This is a genomic window from Hippea alviniae EP5-r, assembly GCF_000420385.1.
GTDB classification, from domain to species: Bacteria; Campylobacterota_A; Desulfurellia; order Desulfurellales; family Hippeaceae; genus Hippea; species Hippea alviniae.
Genome location: NZ_ATUV01000001.1, coordinates 869,694 through 884,199 on the forward strand (window position 1 = coordinate 869,694; position 14,506 = coordinate 884,199).

Consider the following 14,506-nt stretch of genomic DNA (forward strand, 5'->3'; position numbering starts at 1 on the left):
TCACTTTATCTTTTCGACAAACTCCTTAAGCCTTTTTATGCCTTCCTGTATGTCTTCAAGACTCGTAGCAAAAGACATTCTTAAAAATCTATCATCGCCAAATGCAATACCCGGAACAACAGCAACATGATGATGCTCAAGCAAAAGCTCTGCAAAATCCATAGAACCGTTTATCTTTTTGCCTTCATACTCCTTGCCAAAGAATGAAGATATGTTAGGGAATACATAAAACGCACCCTTTGGTTTGAAGCAGCTTATTCCTTCTATGCTGTTTAATGCATCGACAATGTAATCCCTTCTCTTTTCAAACTGAACTCTCATCTTCTCAACACTGTCCTGGTCTCCTGTTAGAGCTTCTAAAGCTGCACACTGAGCAATAGAAGTTGGGTTTGAAGTGCTCTGAGACTGCAGTTTTATCATTGCTCCTATAACTTCTGCATCGCCGCAAGTGTATCCTATTCTCCAGCCTGTCATGGAGTATGTTTTGCTTACACCGTTTACAACGAGTGTTCTCTCGTATGCGTAATCGCTCAATGTTGCCATACTTACAGGCTTATATCCATCAAATACGATATCTTCGTAAATCTCATCAGACACAAGCCATATATCATTCTTTTCGGCAAGCTCAACGATAAACTTCAAATCGTCAACCGTGTATGTTGCACCTGTCGGGTTTGTTGGGTTATTTACCCAAATCATCTTTGTTTTGGGTGTTATAGCCTTTTCAAGCTGCTCTTTAGTTGGCACAAAGCCATTCTCTTCTGTTGTATTAACGATAACAGCTTTTCCGCCAACATAACTTACTATTGCTTCGTATGTCACCCAGTATGGAGCTATTATTATTACTTCGTCTCCTTCTTCAAGCATTACGGCAGCTATGTTGAATAGAGCATGTTTTGCTCCGACAGATATGCATACATTCTCCCTTTTATACTCAAGGCCGTTTTTGTTTTTCTCTTTCTCAACAACAGCATCTCTTAACTCATTTATACCGCCAGCCGCCGTATATTTTGTAAATCCATCAGCAATTGATTTTACAGCTGCCATTTTGATGTTATCAGGCGTGTCAAAGTCTGGCTCACCTGCCGAGAAGTTGATAACATTTACACCCGCTGCCCTTAACTCCTTTGCCTTTGCACTGATACCAATAGTCATGGAAGGCTGTATTAAGCCTATCCTTCTGTTGAGCTTTGGTCTGCTCATATTTTTCCACTCCTTTCGGAAAGTTTTTTGCTCATTGCTTCTATTACAACTTCTGGAACGAATTTAGAGATATCCCCACCGTTAAAAAAGACATCCTTTACAATCGATGAGCTGACAAACGAATACTTTATGTAAGGCATCATGTATATCATCTCAACTTCGCTGTTAAGTCTTCTGTTCATAAAGGCCATCTGAAGTTCGTATTCGAAGTCTCCGACTGCTCTTAAGCCTCTTACTATTACTTTGGCCTTTTCCTGCCTTGCAAAATCAACAAGTAAGCCTTTGACACCTTTTACTTCTATACCGTGAAGCTCGCTATCTGACTCAACAACTCTTTTTGTCAATTCAACTCTCTCTTCAAAGCTAAACAAAGGGATTTTTCCTGCATTTATTGCAACGGCTATGATAATCTTGTCAAATATATTTTTGGCTCGTTTTATAATGTCGATATGCCCGTTTGTGATTGGGTCGAATGTGCCGGGAACAATAGCAACAACTTCACTCATAATCAACTCCAAAATAATCAAGCATATTTTTGCCGAATGTTCGACTCTTAAACTTCTTAAAATCTCTAAAACTGTCGAAGAGATTTGTCTTTTTATCGTGCTCAACACAAACAATGGCTTCAGGATTTATCACATCAAACAGCTTAAACAGAAACTCGTTTATCTCATAATCGTAAGGCGGGTCAACATAAGCAATGGTTATCTCTTTAAGAACGGGATTACTTAAAAAGTCAACGGCGTCGCTCTTTATCACTTCTGCATTTTCAAAATCTTTGACATTCTTCTTGATTAGACTAATGCTCTCCTTCGATTTATCAACAAACACAACCTTCTTTGCACCACGAGAGAGTGCTTCTGTCCCTATGGAGCCACATCCTGCAAATAGGTCTAAAAATACACTGTCTTCAATCAATCCCATCATCGTATCAAAGAACGACTTTCTGACGATGCTACGCGTTGGTCTTAAAAGCTGATTCCTTTTAAAATAGAGCTTCTTATATTTTGTTTTACCTGCTATTACTCTCATCGCACCTTCTAATTAGACTAAATTTTTCCACCTTTTCAGGTATCCTAATATACACAATTTCGTTGGGATTTCCATAACTTTTTTTGTTAAACTCTTCATCATACATCTCATCTATAACAACTCTTCTAACATCAAGGCCTAAGGAGAAAATCTCATACTCTCCGGGCTCAAACCTGTTTCTTATACCAACCCTGTAAAAATCACCTTCCCTTCCAAGTATTACACCTTTAAACTTGCAGTTGCGTATGTATCCAGAAGACTTTAGATACTGTTTTGGCTCACCTTTGTAAAATCCCAAAGAGTAAGGCCTATGGCTAACCTTCTTCAGCTCGCTCATATAAAAATCTATTTTTTCTTCAAAATCCTTGCCGTTTAAAATCGTATCTATCGCATCTCTATAGACAGCCGTTGTTATAGCAACATAATAGACGCTCTTCATTCTGCCTTCTATCTTAAAAGAGCTAACACCTGCATCTATAAGCTCATTCAGAATAGGAAGGGCACACATATCGCAAGAGTTAAAAATAAATGTCCCTTCAGGATGCTCTTCAACTTCCATAGGCTCTGAAGGCCTTTTTTCTTCAATAACCGTATATCTCCATCTGCAGCTTTGGGCACAATCACCGGCGTTTGCACTCCTTCCTGTCAAATAGGCGCTCAAAAAACACCTACCAGAATAGGCCATACACATAGCACCGTGAACAAACGCTTCAAGTTCAAGATTTACACTCTTTTTAAATCTCCTTATATCTTCAAGCGTCAACTCCCTTGCAAGCACAACTCTTTCGACCCTAAACTTTTTTAAGAAGTTGGCAGCATAAGAGTTTGTTATATTTGCCTGCGTGCTTATATGAATGGGAATTTCTGTAAACTCATTAACAAGACTCAATACTCCCAAATCGCTAACTAAAACGGCATCAGGCGGGTAGTTGTTTAAAAACTTTAAAAAATCAACAAACTCATCTATCTCTTTATCAAACAGATAGGAATTTAAAGTCAAATAGAGCTTTCTTTTTGCTTTATGTGTAAACCTTAATGCTTCTATATACTCATCCTTTCCTAAATTACCTGCTCTGCTTCTTAAACCAAACTGCTTGTATCCACAATATACGGCATCTGCTCCGTAATTTATGGCAAACTTCAGTTTCTCTAAATTGCCAGCAGGTGCCAAAAGCTCAACACTTGAGACTTTCATGGAAAGGGATTTTAGCAAAAGAGAAGTCAAGGTCAATCGTTTTTATCTGGTTTTACACCGTAATAGTGAAGAGCAAATTCCATTATCTTTGCAAACAATGGCGCTGCAACTTCGCCACCATAAATGCTTCCCTTTGGATTGAATATAGATACAACAACGACAAATCTGGGATTTTCAAAAGGCGCAAAGCCTGCAAAACTTGCAACATACTCCTTCTGATATTTGCCTTTTTTTGCAATCTGGGCTGTTCCTGTCTTTCCAGCTGTTTTGTAGTCTTTAAGCTGAGCTTTTTTGCCCGTTCCGTATATTACAACATCTCTAAGAATCTCTCTTACTTTTTTGACGGTTTCTGGTTTCAAAATCCTTTCTCTTTTGGGTCTAAACTCAAAGATTACCTTATTATCATTAAACATCTTCTCAATAAAATGCGGTTTTACCTTAAATCCACCGTTTGCTATCGCACTATACATATCTGCAAGTTGAATCTCTGTTACACCAATTCCTTGGCCAAAAGCCATATTTGCCAAATCAACATCTCCAACATTGAATATATCCTTAACGATACCCTTCGACTCAGAGATCGTATCTATACCTGTTTTTTGACCCAAACCAAATTTATAAAGGTATCTGTAAAATATCTTCTTACCCAATTTCAAGGCAATCTTTGCACTTCCAATGTTGCTTGAGAAAACAAACACATTTTTAAAGCTTAGGTATTTAAACCTGTGAACATCGTGTATAATTTTGTTTTTTACTCTCCACCTGCCCTTTTCACAGTAAATAATCTCATTACCTTTGAATATACCGCTGTCTAAGGCTGCAGACATAGTAAGCAGTTTAAACACACTTCCCGGCTCAAAAACATCGCTTACAGCTCTGTTTTTTATATCCTTGTAAGGATATTCCCAATAGTGATTGTTATCGTAAAACGGATATGAATCCATTGCTATAATGCTACCATCGTAAGGATTCATAACAATAACAGAACCTTTTTCGGCTTTAAACTTATCTATCGTCTCCTTTAAGGATTTATGCACAAAATCCTGTATGTCTTCATTTATTGATATTTGAATGTTTGTGCCGTGTGGCAGTATAACCGTATTGAGTTTTCTAAATGCGTCTAATGCGACACTCTCCTTCAAAGTTGGCGCAGCAAGATACTGATTGTAATAGTTTTCAAGCCCTTCTGCTCCCTTACCGTTCTTAAAACAGAAGCCAATTATATGGGCTGAAAACTCACCATCTGGATAAAATCTGCTATACCGCTTTATGAAACCAAATGCCCTTATAAAACTTGAGCTTTCTGAAAGCTCCTTATACTGTTTGAATGTTAACTTTTTCAACTTGATAAATCTGCTTTCTGGGTATCTTTTTAATATCTGCTCAATTTGATTTTTATCTATGCCCGCTATCTTTTTGAGTTTCTCAAAAAAATTCTGTTTTCTCACCTGATACTTTGGGTTATCCCTATATAACTCGTTTAATTTATTAAAATACCACGGGTCAACAAAAAGCGTATATGATGGATAATTGACGGTGAGTGCTCTATCTTTTGAGTCGTATATTATTCCCCTATACCCTGAGACTGTTATCGTTCGAGATATAGATTTTATATAAAGCTTTTTATAGTAAGAATTATTTATAATTTGAATATTGAATGCTTTAAGCAAAGCGAGCAAAAATAGCAAAGCTATAAGAAATAGAACGAAGTTAAAACGGGTTCTATTCAATGGACTATTGTTATGTTCTCAGGACCTGCTATCTGGAAGTTTTTAAACACTGCCTTTGAATTTAGAAGCGACTTTTCTGTTTTTACAAGAGACTGTCTCTCAAGCATTAATGAGTTTAACCTGCTCTTTTTTATGTTTATCTCATGCTTTACTTCGGATATGAGCATATTCTGATAGCCAATCAAATATATCATAATGGCGATGATTACAGTTGATGCTATTGAAAGCGGGTTTATTGCTACAGACCTTACTTTTTCTTTCTCTTTTGCTCTATCTTGAGTTAAGATTTTAACCTGTGCAAAGTCCATCATTTTAAGCCTCCTGCGGTAATCTTATGGCACATCGCATCTTGGCGCTGCGAGCATGCCTGTTTGATTTAATCTCATCTTCCGTTGGCGTTATGGGTTTTTTGGTTAATGGCCTTATAATGCCTTCCTTCTTGTAATCCCTGAAAATGTTTTTAACAATTCTATCTTCTAAGGAGTGAAACGAGATTACACATACCACACCCTTCGGGCTTAAGCTCTCTATAGCACTTTTCAGTCCTATCTGGAGACTTTCAAGTTCGTCATTTACAACTATTCTTAAAGCTTGGAATGAGCGTGTTGCAGGGTGTATTTTTCTTGACACATTTCTTGGAACAGCAAGCTCGATAATTTCGGCAAGCTGTTTTGTGCTTGTTATAGGCCTATTCTTTACAATTGCTTTTGCTATACGCCTTGAAAACTTCTCTTCACCGTAAACCCTTAAGATTCTCTCTATATCTTCCAAATCCCAATGGTTGACAATCTGCTCTGCTGTTAAAGGCTTTCTTCTGTCCATTCTCATATCAAGCTCTGCATCAACATTAAAAGAGAAGCCACGATCGGATGTTAGCTGATCTAAAGAGACGCCCAAGTCCATTATCACACCATCAACTGTCTCTATATTCAGTCTGTCTAAATGCTCTCTTAAATTTGCATAATCGTCGTTTATCAAAATCAGTCTATCTTCGTAGGTTTTTTTAAGTGTATCTTCTGCATGCTTTATTGCTTCTTTATCCTTATCAAATGCAATAACAACACCATCGGGAGAAGAGAGCTCAAGAATCTTCTTTGTGTGTCCTGCAGCACCAAGCGTCATATCCACATATATACCACCGCTTTTTGGCTCAATGGCAACTATACTCTCTTTTAACAAAACACTTTTGTGCTTCATTTTAGAATATTCCTAACTTTTCTATCTCTTCGGCTAATTCATCTTCTGCTTCTCTTAAGGCTTTTGACTCATTTTCCCACTTCTGTTTTGACCATATCTCTATGTGGTCTAAATTGCCTAAGATTACGACATCCTTATCGATTTCGGCATCTTCCCTTAAGACAGAAGGAATTAGTATTCTTCCCTGCTTGTCTATATTTACGTCTTGGGCAGACGAGAAAAACATTCTTTTAAATCTTCTTGCAGCCTTGTTTGTTAATGGCAGATTTACGGCTTTTTTTTCAAGCTCTTCCCACACATCGTAAGGATAGGCGTATATACACTCATCAAAAACCGTCAGAACCAGCGTATTTATATGTTTATCTTTGATTACTTCCTTGAATTTTGGTGGGATTTTTACCCTACCCTTCTCGTCTAATGTGTATTCGAACCTGCCCCTAAACATCCACTTTCACCCACTTTCACCCACTTTTTACCCAATTTTTATATCGGATGTCAAGAAAAAAACTTAAATAAAACCTAAAAAGTTAATGCAAGTTCATAGTTGACAATATCGGTAATTGCACCTATACTTCTGGTATATAAAAACAAACTTCAAAAGGAGTGCGTTATGAATAAAGTCAAAGGTGTTATTATGGCAGGTGGTTTTGGAACAAGGATGCAACCTTTGACGCACTCAACTCCAAAACCAATGGTTCCCGTTATGAACATACCTATGATGGAGTATATGCTTGAAAACCTTATCAAAGCAGGAATTAACGAGATAGTAATACTGCTTTACTTCTTGCCAGATGTAATAAGAGAGTATTTCAAGGATGGTTCAAGGTGGAATGTCAAGATAGAGTATGTACTGCCCGATGCAGATTACGGGACAGCAGGAGCAGTAAGACAGGCAAAAGAGTTTCTAAATACGACATTCATCGTCGTAAGCGGCGATGTTATTACAGACTTCGACCTTTCAAAAATAATAGAGTTTCACTTTAAGAAGAACTCAAAACTAACCATAGGCTTGACTTCTGTTGACAACCCACTGCAATTTGGTGTCGTAATAGCAAATAGCGACGGAAAAATAGAGAAATTCCTTGAAAAACCAAGTTGGGGAGAAGTATTCAGCGACACAATAAATACAGGCATTTATGTGATAGAGCCAGAGATACTGAACTATGTGCCCGTGGGCGAAAGCTTTGATTTTGCAAAGAACCTGTTTCCACTCTTAATGAAAGAAGGCATTGACTTGATGGGATACACGCTTGATGGATACTGGCGTGATGTGGGCAATCCAGACAGCTATAGAGAAGTTCACAAAGATATATTTTTCAAAAGGGTAAACATTCAACCAAAGGGTAAAAAGATAGAGTTTGCAGAAGGTGTTTTATATGCATTTGGTGATTTTAAAATGGGTGAAAATGTGAAGATAATAGACACCGTCGTGATAGGCGATGGCGTTGAAATTGGAAAAAACTGTATTTTAAGTAATGCTTGTATAGGGAAAGGCAGTAAAGTTGGTAATGATTGCAATATTAGAAACTCGATTATATGGCACAATGTGAGTGTTGGCGATAAAGTGATAATGGACAACGGCGTTGTGTGTAATGATGTCAAGATTGGAAACGGCGTAAAGGCAAAGGCCGGTGTTGTGCTTGCAGAAGGCTGCGATGTTGGGCAGCTTGCAACATTTGAACAGGATATTGTTGTCTGGCCAAATAAAAAGATAGATGCGGCATCAATCGTAAAAAACAGCATAATATGGGGCAGCAGATTTAGAAACACACTCTTCGAAAACGGTATAATAAGTGGAAAAACAAACATAGAGTTAAGCTGTGATGTAGCGTGCAAAATCGGTGAAGCCTTAGGAAGTCAACTGCCCGTGGGAAGCAAGGTGTTAGTCGGAAGAGATTACTCAACGGCTGCACGAATGATAAAAAGAGCATTTGTCAGTGGACTGCTTGCAACGGGTATTGTTGTTGTTGACATGAAGACTGTGCCTTTGGTTGTTTTGAGACATGCTATAAACAGGGATGAGAATATAGTTGCAGGTGCCTATTTTAAAAGGGATTTGTCAGACCCTTCAGCCGTTGAGCTTATACCATTTAACGAATACGGTTTAAAACTGGACACAAACAGCTCAAAAGCCGTTGATAAAAGCTTTTTTAAGGAAGAGTTTAGGCGTGTAGATTACAAGCAGATAGGCAAAATAATAGACAATCAGATTATAAGGGATGAGAAGTTTTACAAATACTCACACGAGATAGAGAGACTAATAGACCACAAAATCATAAGGGAGAGCAACATAAGGGTTGTTGTTGATTTGCTTTATGGAATCACAAAAGATGTGTTTCCATATATTATGACTATGCTTCAGATAGACAATATAACCCTAAATGCCCATACCGATGAAGTTAAACTTGCAAACATATCACATTACGAAAAGAAGAGCTTAAACGACATATCGATGATGGTTAAAGGACTTGGCCTTGATTTGGGAATACTTATTTACCCATACAGTCAAAGAAGAGTTTTAGTTGATGATAAAGGCGAGATATTGAGCATGACACTTGCTTTGAACGCCGTTTTGGATTTGATGAATAGGGAAGCAAAGAGAGTGGGAAGAAAGATGAAAATACTTCTTCCAAGCTGGTCTGCAGACTTAAACGACAACTATTTTGAGAATCTCTCTATAATGCGCGGCAAATATACGGATTTTGGTATTAAACAGTTAAAAGAGTTTGATATGATAGCAAAAGTTGACGGCAACTGTGCGTTTCCGCAATTCTCCCTATACAGGGATGCAATATTCTCTTCTCTTAAACTGATGGAGTTGCTTGCCAAAAATTCCACAAGACTGTCAGAATTGGGAAGGGATATGCAGGATTTCTTCTATAAATCCTGGTCTGTTGGCTGCCCACAGCTTAAAAAGGGTAAAATAATGAAAAGATTTCTCGATGAAGCAAAAAAGAAGCAATACTCAACCATTGACGGCATAAAGGTTTGGGAGAGTAATACAGATTGGATTATGGTCATGCCAGACCCTTACAGCGAACAGCTGAACATATACATACAGGCTATCAACGAGAACAAGGGTATGGAGATATATGAGCACTACATATCACTTATAAATAACTGGCTGAAAGAGAGTTAGCTATGGTAAGGGTTGCTTTTTTGTGGCATATGCATCAGCCGTTTTATTTAGATTCGGCTGGCTCGATGAGACTGCCTTGGGTGTTTCTGCATGCGATTAAAGACTATTACGATATGCCCTATCTTGCAGAAAGATACAACGCTTCTGTCTCGTTTAACATCACGCCTTCGCTCATAAAACAGCTGAATCTATACGCAGAGAATGGAGTAAAGTCAGACTGCTTTCTCAAACTGATTACACAGAAACCATCTGAGCTATCGAGCAAGGAGAGAGAGTGGGTTGTAAAAATATGCAAAAGCTCTCAATTCGATACAATGGTAAAGCCGCTTGAGAAATATGCTGAGCTTTACGATAAAAACAGCCTTGACGATAAAGAGCTTACAGAACTGGAAGTTCTGTTTCTTCTTTCGTGGTGTGGCAACTATTTGAGAAAGAACAGCGAAATTGTGGCAGAGCTTCTAAAGAAACAGAAAGATTATGATGAAAATGATAAAAATGCCCTTATTCATGAGCTTCTTTTGTTTATAAAAAAGATTTTACCCTTTTACAAAGAGCTATACAAAAACAACAAGATAGAGCTTCTAACAACGCCTTATGCCCATCCGATCCTGCCACTTCTGATAGATTTAACTGTTGCTGGTGAAGAGTTTGAAGAGATATCAGAAGGTTTATCTCTTAAAGATGATGCAGAAGAGCATGTAAGAAGGGCTATAGATATATTCAAAAGGACATTTGAAAGTACGCCTTATGGGTTTTGGCCTGCTGAAGGTTCCGTTAGCGAAGATGCAGTCAATATGCTTAAAAACAACGGTATAAAATGGGCTGGCAGCGACCAAGACATATTGCAAAAATCTATTGACTCTGCAGATATTTACAAAACTTACGATTTTAACGGCATACTGATGGGCTTCAGAGACAAAGAACTCAGCGACAAAATAGGTTTTGTCTATAAGGCATATCCTACAGATAAAGCCATAGATGATTTTATTTATCATTTAAAAAAGATTGAAAAAAACTATAAAAGTGCGATTGTCTATGTTATATTGGATGGTGAGAATGCCTGGGAGTTTTATCCCAATAACGGCTATGACTTTTTGAGTGGACTGTATGAGAAGATGGTTGAAGATGAGTCTATTGAGCTTGTGAGAATATCTGAACCTGAAGCCGATGAAGAGCTGAAAACATTATCTTCTGGTTCGTGGATATTTGGAAACTTCAGCACCTGGGTAGGAGATAATCAGAAGAACAGGGCTTGGGAGCTTCTCTTTTTAACAAAAAAGGATTTCTTAAGACACAAAGACAAGCTTGACAAAGAGAGCTTAGATAAGATACAGGAGCTGTTTTTAATGGCTGAAGCTTCGGACTGGTTTTGGTGGTATGGAGAAGGCCATTACAGTGAACATGAGCTTGAATACGATAGGCTCTATAGAAACAACCTTATTCAGATATACAAAATCTTGGGTATAAACCCGCCGGCTGCTCTGTTTGAGCCTATAACAAAATACAGCGATGTATCAGCCATTATTGTCCAGCCTAAGTTTGAGATAAATCCTGTGATAGATGGCAAGATAACATCGTTTTTTGAGTGGCTTGGCAGTGGAGTAATAGACGAAAGCAGAAGCTTCTCAACAATGGACACAACAAGAGGCCCTATCCATAAAATCTATTTTGGCCAAAATAAAGAGAAGCTATTTGTAAGATTTGATGGAGAGATAGATGAATTAAGAAGAAAAGGAGAGTTGCTCATTCATGCAAAAGAGTTTGAAATGCCACTGCGCATAAGCTTAAAAGAGCCTGTGTTTGAAGAGAATATAGAAGTTGCAAGTTATAAAATTATCGAGATGGCATTATCAAAGAGAATGTTTAAATCAAATAGGGTTGGTTTAAGATTTGAGCTTGTTGTTGAAGATAGAGTTGTTCAAATATTGCCAAGTTTAAGGGAGATGACAATTAACTTAGAAGAAGACTTTGCAAAAAACTGGTTTGTGTAGGTGGGTTATGTTTCTGTTTGGCGTTCACATGCATCAGCCTGTTGATAACTTCAAAAGTGCTATCGATAAGGCTGTGAAGGAGTGCTATCTGCCGTTTTTCGAGACGGTTTATGAGTTTAAAGGGTTTAAGTTTTCACTGCACTGCAGCGGCTGGTTGTTTAACAAGATAAAAAATGAATACAACGAGTTGTTTGAACTGATAAAAGAGCTTGTCTTTTCTGGAAGGGTTGAGCTGTTTGGTGGCGGATACTATGAGCCGATACTTTCTGCTATTCTGCCAAAGGACAGGATTGGCCAGCTAAAAAAACTCAATCAGTTTATAGAAGATAACTTTGAAGTCTCACCAAAAGGCGTATGGATAGCAGAAAGGGTATGGGATGAGAGTATCATTGAACAGCTGACAGATGCCAATTTTGAATATGCTGTCCTTGACGACCATCACTTCTTCGTATCAGGTATAGAAGAGATTAAAGGCTATTATCTAACCGAATACGCATATAAGAGATTTGCCGTATTTCCCATATTGAGAAAATTGAGATATGCCCTGCCCTTTTACAACTCACAAGAAGCAATAGAGCTTATAAAAAGTTTAAATTTTGCACCTGTGTTTGATGACCTTGAGAAGTTTGGATTGTGGCCTAATACACACAAGTGGGTGTTTGAAGATGGATGGCTTAAACAGTTTTTGAAAAAACTAAAAGAGTCAAACATAGAGACTGGCCTATTTGGAGACTTCTTTAAAAACGAAAAACCCGCAGGCCTTGTTTATCTTGACAATGTCTCGTATGTCGAGATGGGAAAATGGTCTCTAAACAGCAACACACAGCTTATTATAGAAAAAGCAAAAGAGATACTCAATGCAAATGGATTTGATAGCGAGCTTATAGTAAGGGATGGCCAGTGGAAAAACTTTTTTGTTAAATATGAAGAGTCGAACTGGATTCACAAAAGAATGCTTGAACTCTCTTCAATTCCCTTAAGGAGAGAAAAATACAAGGATTGCATATACAGGCTTCAGACAAACGATGTGTTCTGGCATGGCGTTTTTGGTGGGATTTATTTGCCGAATTTAAGGGATAATGCATACAGATACTTAATAGAGTGCGAAAATATGCTAAGAAGAATAGATGCCATAGAGATAAGGGATACAAACATAGACGGATATGATGAAGTTAAGTTTTTCTCACCAGAAATTATAGCTATATTCGACTCAAGATACGGCGGTCAGCTTGTGGAGTTGGACGACAGAAAAACGCTGTTTAACTTTCAAAACACATTAACAAGAAGGGAAGAGCCGTATCATTACACGCTCAGATATGAAGAAGAGACAGAACATAAAGGCGCAATAGATACGATACACTCGTCAAAGATGCAGCTTGATGGCTCTCTAAGAGAGCATCTTAACTTTGACTGGTATCTGAAACGCTCATTTATAGACCATATAACAAACCAGTGGCTCAATCAGGAGAATTTTTACAAGTGCAACTTTAGGGAGTATTCGGATTTTGCCAATCAACCGTTTGAGTATTCTAAATACGATGACGGTATAGAGTTTTTCAGAAACGGTGGTATATACGAAGAGACAGGAAGTTTTAAGGCTTATCTGAGCAAAAGATTTACAAAGAGAAAAAACGGGTTTGAATTTGATATACTGCTTGAAACAGAAAGCAGAAATGGTTATCTATATTTTCTTGAGTTAAATCTGCACTTTGCCGACTATTCGAAGGTAAAAATAGACACAAAAGGGTTTAACGGAAACTATGAAGAGAGCGGCATAGGTATGTTTGTCATAGAAGACGGCTTTACAAATAGACTGATAAGATTCAGGCTTGACAACATGTTTAAACTAATAGTTGTGCCGTTAAACACAATCTCAAAGAGCGAGAAGGGTTTTGAGCTTACAACCCAAGGTTTGAGTTTTGCTATTGTATTGCCGTTTAGCAGGAGTTTAAAACTAAAAGGAGAGTTGGAATTAAGCTATGTCTGAAATCAGATTTGACCTTATACACAACGAGTATGCACTCATATCACCAGAAAGGCTGCACAGACCGAACTGCTATGCAACCGTCGGTAATAAAACATTGGACAACAGACAATATGACTGCCCTTTCTGTGAAGGCAACGAGCATCTAACACCACCTGAGATATTCGCATTGAGAAACAATGAGCCCAATAAGGCTGGCTGGAAGGTTAGAGTCATACCAAACCTTTACAAAGCCGTTCAGATAGAAACACCGTTTGGCTCTAAGGAAGCAGGTCATTATGAAGTCTGGAACGGATACGGTGCACATGAAGTCATCATAGACACGCCAAGACATATAACAAAGATGAATCAGCTAAGCAAAGACGAGTATTTCAACTGGCTGCATGTGTTAAGGTTGAGAGTTGCAGACTTAAAGAACGACAAAAAGATGATATATGCAACGCTGTTTAAGAATCACGGACATTACGCAGGTGCAACACAATCTCATCCACATACACAGCTAATCGCACTGCCCATTCTTCCAAAACAGAAGCTGAGCTGGTTTAGATATGCCTTTGAGTATTACAAGAGAAACTCACGCAGTATCTTTGACACCGTTATAGAAAAGGAAAAAAACGATAGCGTAAGGGTAATAGCAGAAGACAATTATTTTATCGCCTTTGCTCCATTTGCTTCTTCATTTGCCTTTGAAGTTATGATAATAAGCAAAATTCAAGAGACTTCCACGATTGTTGATTTGACGGATAAAAACATAAATGCACTCGCTAAGTTTTTAAGAAGAATTATCAGGGCGTTTTACAAGCAGCTTGGGAATTTTGACTTCAATCTTGTCTTTGGTCTGCCGCCATTGAATAAAAACTATGTAAGCGAAGAGTTTTTTGATAAACTAAATCTGTTCTGGCGTTTTCATATAAGAATATTGCCAAGGCTTTTCTCTTTGGGTGGGTTTGAGTTTGAAAGTGGCGTTCATATCAACCCTGTTTCGCCTGAAGACGCTGCGGCATTTTTAAGAGATTCGTTGGAGGGAGAGTAAAA

General features: G+C 38.0%; 12 protein-coding genes. 4 read left to right on the forward strand and 8 right to left on the reverse strand.

The window, feature by feature from the left end:
* The 8 genes from G415_RS0104595 to mraZ are packed head-to-tail and all read right to left on the reverse strand — an operon-like array spanning nucleotide 1 to nucleotide 6,802.
* On the reverse strand, nucleotides 1-1,203 hold the full coding sequence (locus tag G415_RS0104595; RefSeq protein ID WP_022670427.1) for a pyridoxal phosphate-dependent aminotransferase: 1,203 nt from the start codon (nucleotides 1,201-1,203) through the stop codon (nucleotides 1-3).
* Complete coding sequence (gene coaD, locus G415_RS0104600) at nucleotides 1,200-1,709, reverse strand: pantetheine-phosphate adenylyltransferase (RefSeq protein ID WP_022670428.1); 510 nt, start codon at nucleotides 1,707-1,709, stop codon at nucleotides 1,200-1,202. The genes G415_RS0104595 and coaD overlap by 4 nt, the downstream gene beginning before the upstream one ends.
* Nucleotides 1,702-2,235: a 16S rRNA (guanine(966)-N(2))-methyltransferase RsmD gene (rsmD, locus tag G415_RS0104605; RefSeq protein ID WP_022670430.1), complete on the reverse strand. Its 534-nt coding sequence runs from the start codon at nucleotides 2,233-2,235 to the stop codon at nucleotides 1,702-1,704. Before rsmD ends, coaD begins: the two co-directional genes overlap by 8 nt.
* A complete protein-coding gene (locus tag G415_RS0104610; protein WP_022670431.1) occupies nucleotides 2,216-3,430 on the reverse strand; it encodes a peptidase U32 family protein in 1,215 nt (404 codons plus the stop codon). The genes rsmD and G415_RS0104610 overlap by 20 nt, the downstream gene beginning before the upstream one ends.
* Before the next feature lie 32 nt (nucleotides 3,431-3,462).
* A complete protein-coding gene (locus tag G415_RS0104615; protein WP_162138536.1) occupies nucleotides 3,463-5,100 on the reverse strand; it encodes a peptidoglycan D,D-transpeptidase FtsI family protein in 1,638 nt (545 codons plus the stop codon).
* Between the two features lie 56 nt (nucleotides 5,101-5,156).
* Nucleotides 5,157-5,471: a hypothetical protein gene (locus G415_RS0104620; RefSeq protein WP_022670433.1), complete on the reverse strand. Its 315-nt coding sequence runs from the start codon at nucleotides 5,469-5,471 to the stop codon at nucleotides 5,157-5,159.
* 1 nt (nucleotide 5,472) lies between these two features.
* Nucleotides 5,473-6,357, reverse strand: coding sequence for a 16S rRNA (cytosine(1402)-N(4))-methyltransferase RsmH (gene rsmH / locus G415_RS0104625; RefSeq protein ID WP_022670434.1), 885 nt, complete (start codon nucleotides 6,355-6,357; stop codon nucleotides 5,473-5,475).
* Between the two features lies 1 nt (nucleotide 6,358).
* A complete protein-coding gene (gene mraZ / locus G415_RS0104630) occupies nucleotides 6,359-6,802 on the reverse strand; it encodes a division/cell wall cluster transcriptional repressor MraZ (RefSeq protein WP_026939582.1) in 444 nt (147 codons plus the stop codon).
* Between the two features lie 165 nt (nucleotides 6,803-6,967).
* On the opposite strand from mraZ, the gene G415_RS0104635 reads away from it, so the two are divergent.
* From G415_RS0104635 to G415_RS0104650, 4 genes are read left to right on the forward strand one after another with little or no spacing between them, the layout of a single operon-like run.
* Complete coding sequence (locus G415_RS0104635) at nucleotides 6,968-9,496, forward strand: sugar phosphate nucleotidyltransferase (RefSeq protein WP_022670435.1); 2,529 nt, start codon at nucleotides 6,968-6,970, stop codon at nucleotides 9,494-9,496.
* Nucleotides 9,497-9,498: 2 nt separating this feature from the next.
* Complete coding sequence (locus G415_RS0104640; protein WP_022670436.1) at nucleotides 9,499-11,487, forward strand: glycoside hydrolase family 57 protein; 1,989 nt, start codon at nucleotides 9,499-9,501, stop codon at nucleotides 11,485-11,487.
* 7 nt (nucleotides 11,488-11,494) lie between these two features.
* The gene (locus G415_RS0104645; RefSeq protein WP_022670438.1) at nucleotides 11,495-13,474 is read left to right on the forward strand and encodes an alpha-amylase/4-alpha-glucanotransferase domain-containing protein; all 1,980 of its coding nucleotides are present in this window, start codon (nucleotides 11,495-11,497) and stop codon (nucleotides 13,472-13,474) included.
* Entirely contained in the window at nucleotides 13,467-14,504 is a 1,038-nt protein-coding gene (locus G415_RS0104650) for a galactose-1-phosphate uridylyltransferase (protein WP_022670439.1), read from the forward strand. The genes G415_RS0104645 and G415_RS0104650 overlap by 8 nt, the downstream gene beginning before the upstream one ends.
* Nucleotides 14,505-14,506: the final 2 nt, after the last annotated feature.

Coding starts and splice junctions, on each gene's coding strand:
- G415_RS0104595 (WP_022670427.1), bottom strand. CDS start 1,203: ATGAGCAGACCAAAGCTCAACAGAAGGATAGGCTTAATACAGCCTTCC.
- coaD (WP_022670428.1), bottom strand. CDS start 1,709: ATGAGTGAAGTTGTTGCTATTGTTCCCGGCACATTCGACCCAATCACA.
- rsmD (WP_022670430.1), bottom strand. CDS start 2,235: ATGAGAGTAATAGCAGGTAAAACAAAATATAAGAAGCTCTATTTTAAA.
- G415_RS0104610 (WP_022670431.1), bottom strand. CDS start 3,430: ATGAAAGTCTCAAGTGTTGAGCTTTTGGCACCTGCTGGCAATTTAGAG.
- G415_RS0104620 (WP_022670433.1), bottom strand. CDS start 5,471: ATGATGGACTTTGCACAGGTTAAAATCTTAACTCAAGATAGAGCAAAA.
- rsmH (WP_022670434.1), bottom strand. CDS start 6,357: ATGAAGCACAAAAGTGTTTTGTTAAAAGAGAGTATAGTTGCCATTGAG.
- mraZ (WP_026939582.1), bottom strand. CDS start 6,802: ATGTTTAGGGGCAGGTTCGAATACACATTAGACGAGAAGGGTAGGGTA.
- G415_RS0104635 (WP_022670435.1), top strand. CDS start 6,968: ATGAATAAAGTCAAAGGTGTTATTATGGCAGGTGGTTTTGGAACAAGG.
- G415_RS0104640 (WP_022670436.1), top strand. CDS start 9,499: ATGGTAAGGGTTGCTTTTTTGTGGCATATGCATCAGCCGTTTTATTTA.
- G415_RS0104645 (WP_022670438.1), top strand. CDS start 11,495: ATGTTTCTGTTTGGCGTTCACATGCATCAGCCTGTTGATAACTTCAAA.
- G415_RS0104650 (WP_022670439.1), top strand. CDS start 13,467: ATGTCTGAAATCAGATTTGACCTTATACACAACGAGTATGCACTCATA.